The 21,398-nt window shown below is 75.2% G+C and carries 3 protein-coding genes; all 3 read left to right on the forward strand.

The window, feature by feature from the left end; translation table 11 throughout:
• Nucleotides 1–3,382 (forward strand): SDR family NAD(P)-dependent oxidoreductase (locus tag QWU11_RS40890; protein WP_290119951.1); only part of this gene is annotated, 3,382 nt, incomplete at its 5' end.
• Nucleotides 3,383–3,397: 15 nt separating this feature from the next.
• Nucleotides 3,398–9,856, forward strand: a complete 6,459-nt coding sequence (locus QWU11_RS40895) for a type I polyketide synthase (protein WP_290119952.1) — start codon at nt 3,398–3,400, stop codon at nt 9,854–9,856.
• Nucleotides 9,856–21,396: a type I polyketide synthase gene (locus QWU11_RS40900; protein ID WP_290119953.1), complete on the forward strand. Its 11,541-nt coding sequence runs from the start codon at nt 9,856–9,858 to the stop codon at nt 21,394–21,396. The genes QWU11_RS40895 and QWU11_RS40900 overlap by 1 nt, the downstream gene beginning before the upstream one ends.
• The last annotated feature ends 2 nt before the right edge of the window (nt 21,397–21,398 follow it).

A 21,398-nucleotide genomic window follows, 5' to 3' on the forward strand; every position in this document is an offset into this window, starting at 1 on the left:
CGCGAAACTCATCGCCACCCGCGGCACGCTCATGCAGAACCTCCCCGCCACCGGCGGCATGACCGCCATCCAGGCCACCGAAGACGAAATCACCCCCCACCTCACCGACGACGTCTCCATCGCAGCGCTCAACAGCCCCACCTCCACCGTCATCTCCGGCGACCGAAACACCATCCACAACATCGCCGACCACTTCACGGCCAAAGGCCGCAACACCAAACGACTCAACGTCTCCGGCGCCTTCCACTCCCCCCACACCGAACCCCTCCTCGACCGACTCAGACAGGCCATCGAGGACATCGCCCACCACGAACCGGCCATCCCCGTCGTCTCCAACATCACGGGAGACCCTCACACCGACTTCGGGCCCGGCTACTGGGCGCGGCACCTCCGTGGGACCGTCCGCTACGCCGACGGCATCCAAGCCCTCCACACCGCCGGCGCCACCACCTACCTCGAACTCGGCCCCGACACCACCCTCACCAACCTCACCGACACCTGCCTCGGCGAACACACCTCCGCCCTGGCGGCGCTGCTCCACCCCGACCGGCCCGAGGCGCTCTCCTTCCTGCGCGGCCTCGCCGAGGCGTACGTCCACGGCACGCCCGTCGACTGGGCGGCGCTCGTTCCGGACGGGAACCGCGCCGACCTGCCCACCTACGCCTTCGACACCCGGCCGTACTGGCTCCAGGCCACCCGGGCGGCGGGAGACGCGACCGATCTCGGGCTGGACCCCGGCGGGCATCCGCTGCTCGCCGCCGCGGTGCCGTCCGACGGCGACGGGGTGCTGTTCGCCGGCCGGCTGTCGCTGGACGACCAGCCCTGGATCGCCGAGCACACCCTCCTCGACGCTCCGGTCGTGCCCGGCACCGCGCTGGTCGACCTCGCACTGCACGCCGGCGCGCGGACCGGCTGCCCCCGTGTGGAGGAGCTGACACTGCGGGCTCCACTGGTGCTGCCGCCGTCCTCCGCCACGCAGTTGCAGGTCCGGGCCGGGGCGCCGGACGAGTCCGGGTGCCGTGAGGTCACCGTCTCGTCGCGCCCGGCGGCGGACGACGGCGGGCCGCGTCCGTGGACCCGGCACGCGACCGGCACTCTCACCGAGGCGCGGCCCGCCCCGCCCGGCGACCTCACCGCCTGGCCTCCGGAGGGCGCCGAGCCGGTCGCGGCCGGGGACCTGTACGAGCGGCTCGCCGGTCTCGGCTACCTGTACGGGCCGATGTTCCAGGGGCTGCGGGCGGCCTGGCGGCGTGGCACGGACCTGTACGCCGAGGTGAGCCTGCCCGAGGACGCCGACGTCGCCGGTTTCGGCCTGCACCCCGCGCTCTTCGACGCCGCGCTGCACGGGATCGCGCTGGACGGCGGCGACGGCCCGGCCCAGGTGCCGTTCTCCTGGACCGGCGTCGAGCTGCACGCGACCGGCGCCACCGCGCTCCGCGTACGGCTCACCGCCGGTGAGGACGGCGCCATCGCGCTGCGCCTGGCCGACTCCACCGGCGCGCCGGTGGCCGTCGTCGGCGCCCTCGCCACCCGGCCCATCACCCCGGACCAGCTCCACCCCCAAGGCCCGGCGCACCGGTCGCTGTTCGCCGTCACCTGGCGCCCCGTGACCACGCCCGCCGCGCCGGCCGCCGGCACGTGGGCCGTGCTGGGCGACCCATGGCCGGCCGAGGCGCTCGGGCGCGCCGGTACGCCCGTCTCCTCCTACGCCGACCTCGCGGCGCTCCACGCGGCCATCGGCGCCGGGCTGGCCCCGGACCTGGTGCTCACCGGCGCGGGCGAACGCCGGGCCGGTTGCGCGCACGAGCCCGCGCGCGACGTCCTCGGCCTGGTGCGGGGCTGGCTCGCCGATCCGCTCCCGGTGCCGCTCGTGGTCGTCACGCGCGGTGCCGTCGCCGCGCGGGCCGGAGAGGACGTACGGGACCTGACCGCCGCGCCGGTGTGGGGGCTGGTGCGGTCGGCCCAGGCCGAGGAGCCGGGCCGCTTCGTGCTGGCCGACCTGGACGACGAGGCGTCCTCGATCGCCGGGCTGGCCGCGGCGCTGGCCTCCGGCGAACCACAGCTCGCACTGCGCGACGGAACGCCGCTCGTGCCGCGGCTGGTCCGCGCCGAACCCGCGGAGGAGCCGGCGCGGCACCCCGCCGGCACGATCCTGATCACCGGCGGCACGGGCGTGCTCGGCGGGGCGGTCGCCCGGCATCTCGTACGGGAGCACGGTGCGCACCGCCTCGTGCTCACGAGCCGCCGCGGCGACGCGGCCGAGGGCGCGCGGGACCTGCGGGACGAGCTCACCGCGCTCGGCGCCGAGGTCACCGTCGCCGCCTGCGACATGGCCGACCGGGCCGCCGTGGAGAGGCTGCTCGCGGTGTACGGGCCGGTCGGGACCGTCGTCCACGCGGCCGGGACGCTCGACGACGGCATCATCACCGCGCTCACGCCGGAGCGGCTCGACGCCGTGCTGCGGGCCAAGGCGGACGCGGCGTGGCTGCTGCACGAGCTGACGCCGCGGTCGGAGTTCGTGCTGTTCTCCTCGACCGCGGGCACGTTCGGCAGTCCGGGGCAGGCGAACTACGCCGCGGCCAACGCCTTCCTGGACGCGCTGGCGCACCACCGCCGCGCCCGTGACCTGCCCGCCACATCCCTGGCGTGGGGGTTGTGGGAGCAGGCCGGCGGGATGGCCGGCGGCCTCGACGGCGCCGCGCTGGCGCGCATGAGCCGCAGCGGCGTCACCGCGCTCTCCGCCGAGGACGGACTGGCGCTGTTCGACGCCGCGCTGGCTCGCGACCGCGCGCTGCTCGTACCGGCCCACCTGAACATGGCGGCGCTCCACGGCCAGGGTGAGGCGCTGCCGCACGTACTGCGCGACCTCGTCGCCGTACCGGTCCGCCGGGCCGCGTCCGCCTCGGTGCCGCTGGCCGACCGGGTGTCCGGGTTCAGCGAGGAGGAGCGGGACGCGTACGTCCTCGACCTGGTCCGTACGACGGTCGCCGCGGTGCTGGGCGTCGACGGCACCGCGGCCGTCGACGCGAAACGCCCGTTCAAGGAGCTCGGGTTCGACTCGCTCACGGCCGTGGAGCTGCGGAACCGGCTGACGGCGGCCACCGGGCTACGGCTGCCCGCCACCCTCATCTTCGACCACCCCAGCCCGGCGGCCCTCGCCGCGTACGTAACCGGCAAGGTCGCGCCGGACGACTCCGGTGAGGGCCGGATCCGCGAGGTCCTGTCCTCGATTCCGCTGGGCCGTCTCAGGGACTCGGGGCTGATGGACGCGCTCCTACGGCTCGCGGGCCACGCCGAGGCGCCGGTGGCCGAGACGGCGTCGATCGACGCGATGGACACGGACAGCCTGATCAAACTGGCCCTCGAAAACAACCAGGTCTGAAGTGTGGAGCCCGATATGACCGCATCCGCCGAACAGGTCGTCGAAGCGCTCCGCGCTTCCTTGAAGGAGAACGAACGCCTGCGGCAGCAGAACCGGCAGCTCGCCGAGGTCGCGCGGGAGCCGATCGCCATCGTCGGCATCGGCTGCCGCTATCCGGGCGGGGTCCAGTCGCCGGAGGACCTGTGGGACGTCGTGGCCGGCGGCGCCGACGCCGTCGGCCCCATCCCGGACGGGCGCGGCTGGAACGTCGAGGAGCTGTACGACCCCGAGCCCGGCGTGGTCGGCAGGTTCTACACCCGAGAGGGCGGCTTCCTGCGGGACGCGGACCACTTCGACCCGGAGTTCTTCGGCATCAGCCCCCGTGAGGCCCTGTCCACCGACCCGCAGCAGCGGCTGCTGCTGAAGACCTCGTGGGAGGCCTTCGAACGCGCGGGCATCGACCCGGAGTCGCTGCGCGGCAGCCTGACCGGCGTGTTCGTCGGAGTGATGTACAACGACTACGGCGCACGGCTGATGTACCGGGGGGCGGCGGGGCTCGCCGCGTTCGACGGCAGCGCCGGGAGCATCGCCTCCGGGCGACTCGCGTACACCTACGGGCTGGAGGGGCCCGCGGTCACCATCGACACGGCCTGCTCGTCCTCGCTCGTCGCGCTCCACCAGGCGTGCCAGGCCTTACGGCAGCGGGACTGCGATCTGGCGCTGGCCGGCGGCGTCGCCGTCATGTCCACGCCGATCGCGTTCCTGGAGTTCAGCCGGCAGCGTGGCCTGGCGCCGGACGGCCGCTGCAAGGCGTTCGCCGCCGCGGCCGACGGCGTCGGGTGGGGTGAGGGCGCCGGGCTGCTGCTGGTCGAGCGGCTCTCGGACGCGCGGCGCAACGGGCATCCGATCCTGGCGCTGATCCGGGGCTCGGCCGTCAACCAGGACGGCGCGAGCAACGGCATCACCGCGCCGAACGGCCCGGCCCAGCAGCGCGTCATCCGCCAGGCCCTCGCCAACGCGCAGTTGCAAGCCGACCAGGTCGACGTGGTGGAGGGCCACGGGACGGGTACGGCGCTGGGCGACCCGATCGAGGCGCAGGCGCTGCTCGCCACGTACGGGCAGGACCGGCCCGACGGCCGGCCGCTGTACCTGGGGTCGGTCAAGTCCAACATCGGGCACGCGCAGGCCGCGGCCGGTGTCGCCGGGATCATCAAGATGATCTTCGCGATGCGGCACGAGACGCTGCCCAGGACGCTGCACGTGGACGAGCCCTCGCCGAAGGTCGACTGGGGCGAGGGCGCGGTGTCGCTGCTGACCGAGCCGGTGCCCTGGCCGGAGAACGGCCACCCGCGCCGGGCGGGCGTCTCGGGCTTCGGCGTCAGCGGGACGAACGGCCATCTGATCCTGGAGCAGCCGCCCGCGCCCGAGCCGCCGGAACCCGCGTCCGGCGCAAGCCCGGCCGACGACGCGACCGGCGAGCGGCCGACGGCCGGCGCGGGACCGGTGGTCGTGCCGTGGCCGCTGTCGGCGAAGACCGAGCCCGCCCTGCGGGAGCAGGCGCGGCGGCTCCACGACCGGCTGCGGGACGATCCGGGCCTGGAGGTCGCCGACGTCGCCCACGCGCTGACCGCCCGAACCACCTTCGAGCACCGCGCCGTCGTGACCGCCGGGGACCGGGACACCTTCACCACGGCTCTGGCCGCCCTGGGCCGGGGCGAGACTCATCCGGACCTCGTCCAGGCACGGGCGGCCGGCGAGCCCGGCCGTACGGTGTGGGTCTTCCCCGGCCAGGGCTCCCAGTGGCAGGGCATGGCCCTCGACCTGCTGGAGACCCCCTCCGTCTTCACCCGCGCGCTGGGCGACTGCGCCGACGCGCTGGCCCCCCACCTCGACTGGTCCCTCCTGGACCTGCTGCACGGCCGGCCGGGCGCACCGCCTCTGGAGGGCGCCGACGTCGTCCAGCCCGCGCTGTTCGCGCTCATGGTCTCCCTCGCCGAGCTCTGGCGGTCCTACGGCCTGCGGCCCGACGCCGTGGTCGGCCACTCCCAGGGCGAGATCGCCGCCGCCCATGTCGCCGGGGCGCTGTCCCTCGACGACGCCGCGCGCGTCGTGGCCCTCCGCAGCCGGGTGCTCACCGCCCTCGCCGGCCGGGGCGGCATGGTCTCCGTCCCGCTCCCCCTCGCCCTCGTCGAAGGGGACCTGGCGGACCATCCCGGGCTGACCGTCGCCGCCGTGAACGGCCCCGGCAGCACCGTCGTCTCCGGCGACGCCCAGGCCCTCGACCGGCTCCTCCAGCGCTACGAGGCCGACGACGTGCGGGCCCGCCGGATCCCGGTCGACTACGCCTCGCACTCGCCGCACGTCGAGGCCGTCCACGACGAGGTCGTCGCGGCCCTGTCCGGCATCACTCCCCGCGCGGCGCGCGTCCCCTTCCACTCCACCGTCACCGCCGCGCGGCTCGACACCACGGAGCTGACCCCCGACTACTGGTACGACAACCTGCGCGAGACCGTCCGGTTCCACGAGACGGTCGCGGGCCTCCTCGACGCCGGCCACGGCGTCTTCCACGAGATCAGCCTGCACCCGGTCCTCACCGTCGCGATCGAGGAGGCCGCCGGAGGCCGGGCCGTCACCGTCCACACCCTCAAACGGGACCGGCCCGCGCGCAAGGAGCTGCTCTCGGGCCTCGCCCGGCTGCACGTCCACGGCAACTCGGTGGACTGGGGCCCGCAGGTGCCCGGCCGCCCTCGCGCCGGTGTCGGCCTCCCCACGTACCCGTTCCAGGACCGGCCCTTCTGGCTCGACCCGCCGCCGGCCGCACTCGACCCCGCCGATCTCGGCCAGGCGAGCACCGGTCACCCGCTGGTCGGCGCGGCCGTGGCGGTCGCGGACGGCGGCGGACACGTGCTCACCGGGCGGCTGTCCCCCGGTGTGCAGACCTGGCTGCCGGACCACGCGGTGATGAACGCGGTCCTGCTGCCGGGCACGGCCTTCGCCGAACTGGCTCTGCGCGCGGGCGCGGAGGCCGGCTGCCCGCGAGTCGACGAACTCCTGATCGAGGCTCCGCTGGTGCTCCCGGACGAGGGCGGGGTGCAACTCCAGGCGGCGGTGGACGGCACGGACGATGACGGACGGCGGTCCATCGTGATCTCCGCCCGGCCGGACGGCGACCCGCAGAGAGCGTGGACGCGGCACGCCTCCGGCGTCCTGTCCGGCGCCGACGACGGGCGGCCCGGCGAGGTCGGCGAGGTCGGCGCCTGGCCACCGAAGGAGGCGGCCCCGGTCGACCTCACCGGAGCGTACGAGCGGATGGCGGCGCGCGGATACGACTACGGCCCGGCCTTCCGCGGGCTGCGCGCCGCGTGGCGGGCGGGCGACGAGGTCTTCGCCGAGGTCCGGCTGCCCGACGAGCGGGTGGCGGAGGCCGCGGGCTACAGCGTGCACCCCGCACTGCTCGACGCCGCGCTGCACGCGCTGGTGCTGGAGGCGGACGAGACCGCGCTGCCGTTCGCCTGGTCGGACCTGCGGGTGTACGCCACCGGGTCGGCGGCCCTGCGAGTGCGGCTCACTCCGGGCGACGGCCGGCTGGCCCTGAACGCGGTCGACGCGGACGGGAGTCCGGTCCTGTCCGGCACGCTCGCCGTACGGCCGGTCTCCGCCGAGCAGCTCGCCACCGCCCAGAGCGGCGACTCCCTGTTCCGGCTCGACTGGGTGCCCGTCACCGGCACGACGCCGCCGCCCGACCTGGCGGTCCTCGGCACCCCGTTCTCCGGCGCGGACGGGCCGCGCGCGTACGCCGGCCTGGCCGCACTGCGGGAGGCCCTCGACGCGGGCGAACGGCCGCCCGCCGCAGTGATCGTGCCGTGCGCTCCCCCGGACGCGGACGACCCGCCGGAGGCGGCGCGTACGGCGACCGGCCGCGTGCTGCGGCTGGTCCAGGAGTGGCTCGCCGACGATCGGCTCGCCGGGGTGCGGCTCGTCCTCGTCACGCGGGGCGCGGTCGCCACCCGGCACGGGGAGGGCGTCACGGACCTCGCGCACGCCGCGGTGTGGGGCCTGATGCGCTCCGCCCAGGTGGAGAACCCGCACCGGTTCGTCCTGGTGGACGTGGACCGTACCGACGATGTCGTGGCGGCCCTGGCCGTGGACGAGCCGCAGCTCGCGGTCCGCGACGGCTCCGTGTACGCGCTGCGGCTGGCCCGCGCGGACGGCGACCGTACGCTGACGCCGCCGGACTCCGGCGTGTGGCGGCTCGGCATGACCGGTCCGGGCACCGTGGACAACCTCACCCTGCTCCCCCACCCCGAGGGGCTGCGCCCGCTGCGGCCCGGCGAGGTCCGGATCGGCATGCGCGCGGCCGGGCTGAACTTCCGCGACGTGATGATCGTCCTGGGGCTGGTCCAGGACACACGGGAGCTGTGCGGCGAGGGCGCGGGCGTGGTCCTTGAGGTCGGTCCCGAAGCCGGCGAGTACGCCGTCGGGGACCGGGTCATGGGCCTGATCCCCGACGGCGTGGGGCCGGTCGCGGTGGCCGACGTCCGCGGGCTGGTGCCGATCCCGGCCGGGTGGACGTTCGCCCAGGCCGCGGCCACCCCGATCGTCTACCTCACCGCCTACTACGGCCTGCGCGACCTCGCCGGCCTCCGCGCCGGCGAGTCCGTGCTGGTGCACGCCGCCGCGGGCGGCGTCGGCATGGCCGCCACCCGGCTGGCCCGGCACTGGGGCGCGGACGTGTACGGCACCGCCTCGCCGGGCAAGTGGGAGGTCCTGCGCGGGCAGGGGTTCGGCGACTCCCGCATCGCCTCCTCCCGCGACCTGGAGTTCGCGAGCCGCTTCCCGTCGGTGGACGTGGTGCTGAACTCCCTCGCCGGAGAGTTCGTCGACGCCTCCCTGCGGCTGCTGCCGACCGGCGGCCGGTTCGTGGAGATGGGCAAGACGGACATCAGGGACCCCGAGGCGGTCGCGGCCGGCCACGCGGGCGTGGACTACCGGGCGTACGACCTCGCCGACGCGGGGCCCGGACGGACCCAGGAGATCTTCCGCGAGCTGGCGGCGCTGTTCGAGAAGGGCGCCCTCGACCCGTTGCCGGTCACCGCCTGGGACGTGCGGCGCACGCCCGAGGCGGTCCGGTACCTGCTCCAGGCCCGCCACGTCGGCAAGATCGTGCTGACCTTCCCATCCGGCCCGGACCCGGAGGGGACCGTGCTGATCACCGGCGGTACGGGCGTGCTCGGCGGGATGCTCGCCCGCCACCTCGCCGCCGGCGGCGCCCGCCGCCTCCTGCTGACGAGCCGGCGCGGGCCCTCCGCCGAGGGCGCCGCGGAGTTGGAGCGCGACCTCACGGCGCTCGGCGCGGAGGTCGCCATCGCGTCGTGCGACACGGCGGACCGCGAGGCCCTCTCCGGCCTGCTCGCCTCGATCCCGTCCGACCGCCCGCTGACCACCGTGATCCACGCCGCCGGCGTCATCGGGGACGGCACCGTCGACTCGCTGACGAGCGAGCACCTGGACTCCGTACTGCGCCCGAAGGCGGACGCCGCGTGGCACCTGCACGAACTCACCCGTGAGCTCGACATCGGCTCGTTCGTGCTCTTCTCCTCCGCCTCCGCCGCGCTCGGGTCGCCTGGGCAGGGCAACTACGCCGCGGCCAACGCCTTCCTCGACGCGCTGGCCTGGCACCGGCGGGCCCAGGGGCTGCCGGCGATGTCGCTGGCGTGGGGCTACTGGGAACAGGTGACCGGCATCACCGGGCACCTGACCGAGTCCGACCTCGCGCGGATGACGCGCGGCGGCATCGCGCCGATCCGGTCCGACGAGGGCCTAACCCTGTTCGACGCGGCTCACGACGCGGACCAGCCGGTGCTCGTCCCGGTACGCCTGGACCTGCGCCGGATGCGCGCCGGCGTCGACGCGGCGGCCATGGTGCCACCGCTGCTCCGGAGCCTGATCCGCCCGCCGGTCAGGTCAACGGCGTCGGCGGTGGTACCGGCGGAGTCGCTCGCGCACGAGCTGGCCACGCTGCCCGACGACGAACGCGCAGCGCGGCTGCTGCGCCTGGTCCGCGGCCACGTCGCCGCCGTGCTCGACTACGCCGCACCCGAGGAGGTCGACGTCGAGCGCGCCTTCAAGGAGCTCGGCTTCGACTCGCTCACCGCGGTGGAACTGCGCAACCGGCTCGGCTCCGCGACCGGGCTGAGCCTGCCGACCACGCTGGTCTTCGACCACCCGAAACCCGCGGCCGTGATCCGGTACCTCGACGAGGAGCTGCGGTCCGCCGGGGACACGCATCCGGTGCTCGCCGACCTCGACCGGCTCGCGGCGTCTCTCGCCGGTACGCCGCCCGATGAGGAGCTGCGGTCCGAGGTCACCGCGCGGCTGGAACGGATCATCCGGCAGTGGCAGCGAGCCGACGCCGGAGAGGACACCGACGACCTGCGATCGGCGACCGACGACGAACTGTTCGCCGCCCTCGACGACGAACTCGGAGGCGTGTGATGGAGACTGAGGACCGGCTGCGCGACTACCTCAAGCGGGCGACGGCCGACCTGCGGACCGTACGCCGGCGGCTGAGGGAGGCGGAGGACAAGGCCCGCGAGCCGATCGCCATCGTCGCGATGGGCTGCCGCTACCCCGGCGCCGTGACGTCCCCGGAAGAGCTGTGGGAGCTGCTGGCCTCCGGCACGGACGCGATCGGCCCGTTCCCCACGGACCGGGGCTGGCGGACCGGCGACCTGTACGACGCCGATCCGGACCGGTCCGGGACGCCCTTCACACCGGAGGGCGGTTTCCTCGACGGGGCCGACCGGTTCGACCCCGCCTTCTTCGAGATGAGCCCGCGCGAGGCGCTCGCCACCGACCCCCAGCAGCGGCTGCTGCTGGAGGTCGCCTGGGAGACCGTCGAACGCGCCGGCATCGACCCCGCCGCGCTGCGGGGCACGCGTACGGGCGTCTACGCCGGGGTGATCAACCAGAACTACGCCCAGAGCGCGGAGGGCTTCGAGGGCTACATCATGACGGGGACGCTGACCGCCGTCGCGTCGGGACGGGTCGCGTACGTCATGGGCCTGGAGGGTCCGGCGGTCACGGTCGACACGGCGTGTTCGTCGTCGCTGGTGGCGGTGCACCAGGCCTGCCAGTCGCTGCGGAACGGCGAGTGCGACCTGGCGCTGGCCGGCGGCGTCTCGGTGATGGCCACGCCTCTCGCGTTCGTCGAGTTCAGCCGCCAGCGCGGGCTGGCGCCGGACGGGCGGTGCAAGCCGTTCGCCGCGGCGGCCGACGGCACCGGCTGGGGCGAGGGCGCCGGGCTGCTGCTGGTCGAGCGGCTCTCAGACGCCCGGCGCAACGGGCACCCGGTCCTGGCGCTGATCCGCGGATCCGCGATCAACCAGGACGGCGCCTCGAACGGCCTGACCGCGCCCAACGGACCCTCCCAGCAGCGCGTCATCCGCCAGGCCCTCGCCAACGCCGACCTCGACCCCATCGACGTCGACGCCGTCGAGGCCCACGGCACCGGAACCACCCTCGGCGACCCCATCGAGGCCCAGGCACTACTCGCCACGTACGGGAAGGACCGGCCGTCCGACCGGCCACTGCGGCTCGGCTCGATCAAATCCAACATCGGCCACACCCAGGCCGCCGCCGGCGTCGCCGGGATCATCAAGATGGTCCTGGCGATGCGGCACGGGACGCTGCCGCCGTCGCTGCACGTCGACGCCCCCTCCCCGCACGTCGACTGGTCCACGGGCGCGGTCGCGCTGCTCACCGAGGCGACGTCCTGGGCCGAGAACGGCCACCCGCGGCGCGCGGCCGTGTCGGCGTTCGGCATCAGCGGGACGAACGGGCACCTGATCCTCGAACAGCCGCCCGCCCCCGAGCCCGCCGAGCCGGAGCCCGGCACACCGGAGCCCGGCACACCGGATCCCGTGCCCTCGCTGATCTCGGCCAAGACCGAAGCCGCACTGCGGGACCAGGCACGACGCCTGCGCGCGCACGTCGACGCTCACCCCGAGCCGGACGTCGCCGACGTCGCGCGCGCGCTGACCGCCCGTACGACCTTCGAGCACCGCGCCGTCGTCACCGCCTCCGGCCGCGGGGCCTTCGCCGAGGCCCTCACCGCGCTGAGCCAGGGCGACCCGCACCCGGAACTCGTCCAGGGCCGGGCGTCCGCCGAGCCGGGCGGGACGGTGTGGGTGTTCCCCGGTCAAGGCTCGCAGTGGCGGGGCATGGGCCTGGACCTGCTGAAAGACTCCCCCGCCTTCACCACCACCCTCACCGCCTGCGCCGACGCCCTCGCCCCGTACACCGACTGGTCCCTCATCGACGTCCTCCACGGCGACACACCCCAACGCGTCGACATCATCCAGCCGACGCTGTTCGCCCTGATGGTCTCCCTCGCCGAACTCTGGCGCTCCCAGGGACACCACCCCGACGCCGTCATCGGCCACTCCCAAGGAGAAATAGCCGCCGCCCACATCGCCGGCGCCCTCACCCTCGACGACGCCGCACGCATCATCGCCCTCCGCAGCCAAGCACTCACCCACATCACCGGCCACGGCGGAATGGCCTCCATACCGCTCTCGGCGGCCGAGGTCACCGAACACCTCACCGACTACCCCGACCTCACCATCGCCGCCATCAACGGACCCCACACCACCGTCATCTCCGGCGACACCCAACCCCTCGAACACCTCCTCCACCACTACAAAAACCACGACATCAACGCCCGCCGCATCCCCGTCGACTACGCCTCACACTCCCCCCACATCGAACCCCTCCACCACCAACTCCTCACCACCCTCAACAACATCACCCCACAACCCGCCAAAATCCCCTTCCACTCCACCGTCACCGGCGAACAACTCGACACCACCCAACTCACCCCCACCTACTGGTACGACAACCTCCGCAACACCGTCCAATTCCAAAAAACCACCGAACACCTCCTCACCACCGGCCACCGGATCTTCCACGAAATCAGCCCGCACCCGGTCACGACGCACGGCATCGAGCAGACCGCCGCCGACGCCGGCGTCTCCGTTCTCACGCTGGGCACGCTCCGACGCGACAAGCCCGCCCGGCCGCAGCTGGTGACCGCCCTGGCCCACCTGCACGTCCACGGCGTCCCGGTCGACTGGACGCCGTACCTCCCTCGCGCCCGTGGCGCGCACACCGCACTGCCCACTTATCCGTTCCAGCGCCAGAGCTACTGGCTGGCCAGTGAGGCGACCGCCGACGCCGCGGGCCTGGGGCTGGAGGGCACCGGCCATCCGCTGCTGCGCACGGCGGTGCCGGTCGCGGACGGCGGAACGACGGTGTTCACCGGCCTGCTGTCCACCGGAACCCACCGCTGGCCGGCCGACCACGCCGTCATGGGCACGGTCCTGCTGCCGGGCACGGCCTTCGTCGAGATGGCGCTGGCGGTCGCCGGCCGCCTCGGCCACGACCGGGTGGAGGAGCTGACCCTGCGGAGCCCGCTCGTCCTGCCCGGCGACGACGCCGTACGGGTCCAGGTCGTGGTCGACCAGGAGGGCGGCTTCGGCATCTACTCCGCCGGCGAGGACGGCCGGTCGTGGGAGGCACACGCCACCGGGTCCCTGGGCGGCACGGCGGAGCCGGTGGAGGCCCTGACCGCCTGGCCTCCACCGAACGCCGAACCGGTCGACGTGAAGGACCTGTACGCGCGGCTCACCGAGCGCGGTTACGACTACGGCCCGGCCTTCCAGGGGCTGCGCTCCGCGTGGCGGTCCGGCGAGGACGTCTACGCCGAGGTCGCGCTGCCGGAGGAGACCGACGTCACCGGGTACGGCATGCACCCGGCGCTGCTGGACGCGGCGCTGCACGCGGCGGCGGCGCTCGAACGGACCGGCGACGACGGCCGGGTACGGCTGCCGTTCTCCTGGTCCGGGGTGTCGCTGCGGGCGTCCGGCGCGACGCGGCTGCGGGTACGCCTGTCCCCGGCCGGCCCCGACGCCGTCGCGCTGAGCGTCGCCGACGCCTCGGGAGCGCCGGTGGCCCAGGTCGGCGCGCTGACCTTCCGGCCGGTCTCCGCGGACCGGCTGACGAGCCCCGGGCGGCGGGACGCGATGTTCGCCGTCGACTGGACCACGGTGCCCGCGCCGGACGCGGCGGCGGGCGAGGACTGGGCGGTCCTCGGCGTGGCCGGCCTCGGTCCGGCCGGTCCCCTCCCGGCGACCGCGCACGGCGGCCCGGCCGCGCTGGACGCGGTGCCCGGCGTCGTACTCCTGCCGAGCGCGGGACGGCCCGGCGCCGGCGCGGCGGAGACCCACGAGGCCGTACGCGCGGTGCTGGGCGTGGTGCGGGACTGGCTGGCCGACGAGCGCTGCGCGGGTTCCCGGCTCGTCGTCGTCACCCGCGGCGCGGTGGCTACCCACTCCGGCGAACCCGTGACCGACCTCGCCGCATCCGCCGTCTGGGGCCTGGTCCGGGCCGCCCAGGCGGAGCATCCCGGCCGGTTCGTGCTGCTCGACGTGGACGAGGGAGACACGTCGCCGGGCACGGTCGCCGCGGCCCTGGCTCTGGACGAACCGCAGCTCGCGGTACGGGCCGGCGCGCTCCACGTACCGCGGCTGGCGCGGGCGGGCGACCGCGCGTCACTGCGCCCGCCGGAGGGAACGGCCTGGCGGCTGGCGTCCACGGGAAGCGGCACGCTGGACGGCGTCCACTGCGTGGCAACGGCGGAGCCGGACGGCCCGCTCCCCGCCGGGCACGTGCGCGTCGCGATGCGCGCGAACGGGCTCAACTTCCGTGACGTGCTCATCACCCTGGGCGTGCTCCCCGCCGGGGAGCGCCTGGGCTACGAGGGCGCCGGTGTGGTCGCCGAGGTCGGGCCGGGCGTGACCCGGTTCGCGCCGGGCGACCGGGTCATGGGCCTGTTCTCCGGCGGGATCGGGCCGTCCGCCGACACCGACGAGCGGCTCCTCGTCTCCGTACCGGCCGGCTGGTCCTTCGCGCAGGCCGCCGGCACACCGGTCGCGTTCCTCACCGCGCTGTACGGGCTCGCGGGCGTCGCCGGGCTCCGGCGGGGGGAGTCGGTGCTCGTGCACTCGGCGGCGGGCGGCGTCGGCATGGCCGCCGTACAGCTCGCCCGGCACTGGGGCGCCACCGTGTACGGGACCGCCAGCCCCGGAAAGTGGGACGCCCTGCGCTCGCTCGGGCTGGACGACGCGCACCTCGCCTCGTCCCGTACGACCGGCTTCGAGCAGCGGTTCGGCCCGGTCGACGTCGTCCTGAACTCCCTGACCGGCGACCTCATCGACGCCTCGCTGCGGCTGCTGCCGGAGGGCGGGCGCTTCGTCGAGCTCGGCGTCGCCGAGCTTCGCGAGGCCGGCCAGGTCGCCGAGGACCACCCCGGGGTCGCCTACCACGCCTTCGAGCTGACCGCGGTCGAGCCGGACGCCATCGCGCGGATGTTCGGGGAGCTGCTCCCGCTGTTCGAGAGCGGGGCGCTCACGCCGCTGCCCGTACGGGCCTGGGACGTGCGGGAGGCACCGGAGGCGCTCCGCTTTTTCGGCCAGGCCCGGCACGCGGGGAAGCTGGTGCTGACCATCCCCCGGCCGCCGGACCCCGAGGGCACCGTCCTCATCACCGGCGGCACCGGCGTGATCGGCGGCCACGTCGCGCGCCACCTCGTCACCCGGTACGGGATCCGGCATCTGCTGCTGACCGGCCGCCAGGGGCCGGACGCGCCCGGCGCCGCGGACCTGCGCGACGAGCTGACCGGGCTCGGCGCCACGGTCACGGTCGCCGCCTGCGACGCCGCCGACCGTGCCGCCCTGGCCCGGCTGATCGACGCGATCCCGGCCGTTCACCCGCTGACCGCCGTCGTGCACAGCGCGGGCGTCCTCGACGACGGCCTGGTCGAGGCGCTCACCCCCGAGCGCCTGGAACGGGTGCTGCGCCCGAAGGTCGACGCGGCCTGGAACCTGCACGAGCTGACCGCGGACGCCGACCTGGCGTCCTTCTGCCTGTTCTCCTCCTTCGCCGCGACGACCGGCGCCCCGGGCCAGGCGAACTACGCCGCCGCCAACGCCTTCCTCGACGCCCTCGCGCAGCGCCGTCGCGTCGGCGGGCTGCCCGCCACCTCCCTGGCCTGGGGGTACTGGGCGCAGGCCACCGGGCTGACCGGCCACCTGGACGAGGGCGACGTCGCCCGCATCGGGCGCGGCGGCCTCATCCCGATGGCACCGGAGGAGGGCCTGGAGCTGTTCGACGCCGCCTTCGCCGGCCCGCGCGCCGTCGTAGTACCGGCGCCGATGGACCTGTCCGCGTTGCGCGCCCAGGCCGCCGGCGGCGACCTTCCCGCGCTGCTGCGCGAGCTGGTCCGTGCCCCGGCGCGGCGCGCCGTGGCGGGCACGGCGTCGCTCGCCCACCGCCTGGCCGGACGGTCCGAGGCCGACCAGCACCAGACGCTCCTCGACCTGATCCGCGCCGGCGCCGCCGCCGTCCTGGGACACACGACGCCGGAGGCCATCGAGACCGACCGGCCCTTCAAGGAGCTCGGCTTCGACTCCCTCACGGCCGTCGAGCTGCGCAACCGCCTCGGGCCGGCCGTCGGGCTGCGGCTGTCCCCCGCGCTGATCTTCGACCACCCCACGCCGGAGGCGCTCGCCCGGCACCTGCGCGCCGAACTGCTGGGCCGGGACGCGCCCGCCGCCCCGGTGACGGCGGGCACCGCGACGGAGGAGCCGATCGCGATCGTGGCGATGGGCTGCCGCTTCCCCGGCGGCGTGCGTTCCCCCGAAGACCTGTGGGAGCTGCTCGCGGGCGGCACCGACGCGATCTCGGAGTTCCCCGCCGACCGCGGCTGGGACCTGGGGCGCCTGTACGACCCCGACCCGAGCGCGGCCGGCACGTCGTACACGCGGCACGGCGGGTTCCTGCACGACGCGGCCGACTTCGACCCGGAGTTCTTCGGGATGAGCCCGCGTGAGGCGCTCGCCACCGACCCGCAGCAGCGCCTGCTGCTGGAGGTCGCCTGGGAGACCCTCGAACGCGCCGGCCTCGACCCGACCGGCCTGCGCGGCAGCCGTACGGGCGTGTTCGCGGGACTGGTCTCGCAGGAGTACGCGTCACGGTCCTCGGGGATCCCCGAGGACCTCGAGGGCTACCTCATGACCGGGAACACCTCCAGCGTCGCGTCGGGCCGGGTCGCGTACGTCCTCGGTCTGGAGGGCCCGGCGGTCACCGTCGACACCGCCTGCTCCTCCTCCCTCGTGGCGCTTCACCAGGCCTGCCAGGCCCTGCGGAGCGGCGAGTGCGACCTCGCGCTCGCCGGCGGCGTCACGGTCATGGCCACGCCGAGCATCTTCCGGGAGTTCAGCCGGCAGCGGGGGCTCGCACCCGACGGGCGTTGTAAGCCGTTCGCCGCCGCGGCCGACGGCACCGGTTTCGCCGAGGGTGCCGGCCTCATCCTGGTCGAGCGGCTGTCCGACGCCGAGCGCAACGGGCACCCCGTGCTCGCGCGGGTGCGCGGGTCGGCGGTCAACCAGGACGGTGCCTCGAACGGCCTGACCGCGCCGAACGGGCCCTCCCAGCAACGCGTCATCCGCCAGGCCCTCGCCAACGCCGGCCTCGACCCCGCCGACGTCGACGTGGTCGAGGCCCACGGCACCGGAACCACCCTCGGCGACCCCATCGAGGCCGACGCCCTCCTCGCCACGTACGGGCGGAACCGGCCCGCCGACCGGCCACTGCGGCTGGGGTCGATCAAATCCAACATCGGCCACACCCAGGCCGCCGCCGGCGTCGCCGGGATCATCAAGATGGTCCAGGCCATGCGGCACGAGACACTGCCGCGCACCCTGCACGCCGACGAGCCGTCGCCGCACGTCGACTGGACGACCGGCGCGATCTCCCTGCTGGCCGAGCCGGCCCCGTGGCCCGACGACGGCCGTCCCCGCCGCGCGGCCGTCTCCTCCTTCGGCATCTCCGGCACGAACGTCCACACGATCATCGAGGCGGTGCCGGCCACGGACGCCCACGCCCCGGCGGCGCGGCCGGACCGGCCGCTGCCCTGGGTGATCTCCGCCAAGAGCGACGCGGCCCTGCGCGCGCAGGCCGGACGGCTGCACCGGCACCTCGCCTCCCACGACATCGCCTCCGCGGACATGGCGCACTCACTGCTGACCGGGCGGGCCTTCTTCGAGCACCGCGCCGTGGTCGTCGCCGAGGAACGCCGGGAGTTCCTCGACGCCCTGGACGCCATCGTGCGGGGACGGCCGTCACCGCACGCCGCCCACGCGGTCGCGAAGGCGCCGGGGAAGGCGGCGTTCCTGTTCAGCGGTCAGGGCGGCCAGCGCCCCGGCATGGGGCTCGAGCTGTATGAGGCCTTCCCCGCCTACGCCGAGACCTTCGACGAGGCGTGCGCCCACCTGGATCCCCACCTGGGCACGCCGTTGAAGGAGGCCCTCGCCGATCCGGAGCTGCTGGACCAGACCCTCTACGCCCAGGCCACGCTCTTCGCCGTCCACACCGCCCTGTTCCGCCTCCTCCAAAGCCTCGGCGTCACCCCCGACCTCCTCATCGGCCACTCCATCGGCGAGATCTCCGCCGCCCACGCAGCAGGCGTCCTCACCCTCCCCGACGCCGCGAAACTCATCACCACCCGCGGCACGCTCATGCAGAACCTCCCCGCCACCGGCGGCATGACCGCCATCCAGGCCACCGAAGACGAAATCACCCCCCACCTCACCGACGACGTCTCCATCGCAGCGCTCAACAGCCCCACCTCCACCGTCATCTCCGGCGACCGAAACACCATCCACAACATCGCCGACCACTTCACGGCCAAAGGCCGCAACACCAAACGACTCAACGTCTCCGGCGCCTTCCACTCCCCCCACACCGAACCCCTCCTCGACCGACTCAGACAGGCCATCGAAGACATCACCCACCACCAACCGACCATCCCCCTCATCTCCAACCTCACCGGCACACCCCACACCGACTTCAACCCCGACTACTGGACACGGCACCTCCGCGACACCGTCCGCTACGCCGACGGCATCCAAGCCCTCCACACCGCCGGCACCACCACCTACCTCGAACTCGGCCCCGACACCACCCTCACCGCGCAGGCCCGCGAATGCCTCGCCGGCCGGGACGCCGGGTTCACCCCGACGCTGCGCCGGGGACGGCCGGAGGTCCGTACGCTCCTGTCGGCGCTGGCCGTGGCGCACGTACGCGGCCACGCGCCGGACTGGTCCGCCGTCACGGCGGAGGCGGGCGGCCGGCGCGTGCCGCTCCCGACGTACGCCTTCCAGCACCAGCGGTACTGGCTGGCCGCGACGGAACGCGCGGGCGGCACCGGCGGTCACCCCTGGGTCGGCGCCGGGGTCGAGCTCGCGGACGGCGGCGGGCTCCTGTTCGCCGGCCGGCTGTCGCTGCGGGACGACCCGTGGCTGGCCGACCACGCCGTCGCGGGCACGGTCCTGCTGCCCGGCACGGCGTACCTGGAGCTGGCGCTGACCGCCGCGCGCGAGCTGGGCGCCGGCGGCGTACGGGAACTGACGCTGGAGGCGCCGCTCGTCGTCCCGGAGAACGGGGGCGTACGGCTGCAGGTCGTCGTCGAGGAGCCGGACGAGACCGGTGCGCGCCGCCTGCGCGTCCACTCGCGGCACGACGACGAGGAGCCCGGGGAGTGGACCCGTCACGCCACCGGCCTGCTCACCGGCTCCGTGTCGCCGGACGCCCCGGCCGGGGCGACGGCCTGGCCGCCCGCGGACGCGGAGCCGGTCCCGGCGGAAGAGCTGTACGACCACCTCGGCGCCTCCGGGTTCGCCTACGGCCCGGCGTTCCGTGGCGTCCAGGCCGCCTGGCGGCGCGGGGAGGACCTCTTCGCGGAGGTGCGCCTGCCGGACGGTGCGGGGCAGGGCGACGGGTTCGCGGTTCACCCGGCGCTGCTCGACGCCGCGCTGCACCCGCTCGCGCTGGCCGGTGAGATGGACGAGGGGACGGTGCTGCTGCCGTTCGCCTGGAGCGACGTCGCCCTGCACGCCGCCGTGCCGCCCGTCGTACGCGTCGCGCTGTCGCCCACGCCGCAAGGCGGGGTCACGGTGACGCTCTCCGACACCATCGGGGCGACGGTGGCCGTCGTCGGCGGCCTGGCGTTCCAGCCGGTCACCGCCGGCCGGCTCGCCGTACGGGACTCGCTGTACCAGGTGGACTGGCCCGTACGACCCGCCGGTTCCGCCGGCGCCGTGTCGCGCTGGGCGGTGCTCGGCGCCGACGCGCCGGCCGCGCTCCACCCGGCCGGGACCTACCCCGACCTCGCCGCCCTGGCCGCCGCGGTCGACGCCGGGACGGCCGCGCCGGACGTGGTCGTCGCCGCCTGTCCCCCGGGCGGCGACGATCCCGCCGCGGTCCGCGCCGTGACGGGGCAGGTGCTGGAGCTGGCCCGCGCGTGGCTCGCCGACGGCCGGTTCGCCGGATCCCGCCTCGCCGTGCTGACGCGCGGCGCGGTGGCCGTACCGGAGGACGCCGGCGCCGGGGACCTGGCGCACGCCGCGGTGTGGGGCCTGGTGAGGTCCGCGCAGTCGGAGGCGGCCGGGCGGTTCGTCCTCGTGGACGCCGACGACGACCTGTCCTCCCTCCCCGCCGCGCTCGCCGACGACGAGCCGCAGGTTGCCCTGCGCGGCGGCCGGATCCACGCCCCGCGGCTGCGCCGTGCTGCACCGCCGGCGGCCGCCCCGCCGGACCTGTCCGGCACCGTGCTGGTCGTCGGCGGCACGGGAGCGCTGGGCCGGCGGGTCGCCCGCCACCTCGTGACCGAACACGGCGTACGGCACCTGCTGCTCGCGGGCCGGCGTGGAGCCGGGGCGCCGGGTGCGGAGAAACTCATCGCCGAGCTGACCGGCCTGGGCGCGCACGCCGAGGCCGTCCGGTGCGACGCGGCCGACCGCGACGCCCTCGCCGCCCTGCTGGAGGCGATCCCCGCGGACCGGCCGCTGACCGCCGTGGTGCACGCCGCCGGCGTAACGGACGACGCCACGCTCGCCGGGCTCACCCCGGACCGGCTGGACCGCGTGCTGCGGCCGAAGGCCGACGCCGCCTGGAACCTGCACGAGCTCACGCGCCATCGGGAGCTCTCTGCGTTCGTGCTGTTCTCCTCGCTCGCGGGAAGCGTCGGAGCGCCCGGCCAGGCGAACTACGCCGCGGCCAACGCGTACCTGGACGCCCTCGCCGAGCACCGGCGCGCCGCCGGCCTACCCGCCGTGTCCCTGGCCTGGGGCGCGTGGGCGGCGGGCGAGGGCATGGCCGACCGGCTGGAGGACGCGCAGCGGGACCGGCTCGGGCGGGCGGGCATCACCCCGCTGACCGTCGAGGAGGGACTCGGCCTGTTCGACGCCGCGCTGGCCGCCGGGCGGCCGACTCTGATCCCGGCTCGCCTGGACCTCGCGGCGCTGCGCGGCCGTGCCGGGGAGGCGATGCCGTCCGAGGTGCTGCGCGGCCTGCTGCGCACTCCCTCCCGGGGGGCCGCCCCGTCCGGCGGCCCGTCGCTCGCCGAGCGGCTGGCCGGCCTGCCGGAGGCCGACCGCGACCGCCTGGTGCTGGACGTCGTCCGTACCCACGTCGCCACCGTGCTCGGGCACGCCGACGCCGGCGCGGTCGACCCCGTACGGCCGTTCACCGAGCTCGGCATGGACTCCCTGGCCGCCGTGGAGCTCCGGGACCGGCTGTCGGCGGTCACCGGGCTGCGGCTGCCGGCCACGGCGATGTTCGACCATCCGGACCCGGCCGCGCTCGCCGCGTACGTCCGCGCGGAGGTGGTCCCCGCCGCCCCGGACGCGCTCCACGGCGTGCTGGACGACCTCGACCGGCTGGCCGCCGCCCTCTCGGCGCTCTCCGTCGACGACGACGGCGAGGTCGCCCGGCGGCTGCGGACCGTCCTCGCGCGGTGGAACGACCGCCGGACGGCTCCGGAGGACGAGGAAGTGGAACAGCGGATCCGATCCGCCTCGACCGATGAGGTCTTCGACTTCATCGACCGGGAGTTCGGCCGGACGGCGGGACGGTGAAA

Origin of the sequence: Actinomadura sp. DC4 (assembly GCF_030406325.1) — a bacterium.
Taxonomy (GTDB): Bacteria; Actinomycetota; Actinomycetes; order Streptosporangiales; family Streptosporangiaceae; genus Actinoallomurus.

Excerpts from the sequence above, each read along its gene's own strand:
- QWU11_RS40895 (WP_290119952.1), top strand. The coding sequence starts at position 3,398 with ATGACCGCATCCGCCGAACAGGTCGTCGAAGCGCTCCGCGCTTCCTTG.
- QWU11_RS40900 (WP_290119953.1), top strand. The coding sequence starts at position 9,856 with ATGGAGACTGAGGACCGGCTGCGCGACTACCTCAAGCGGGCGACGGCC.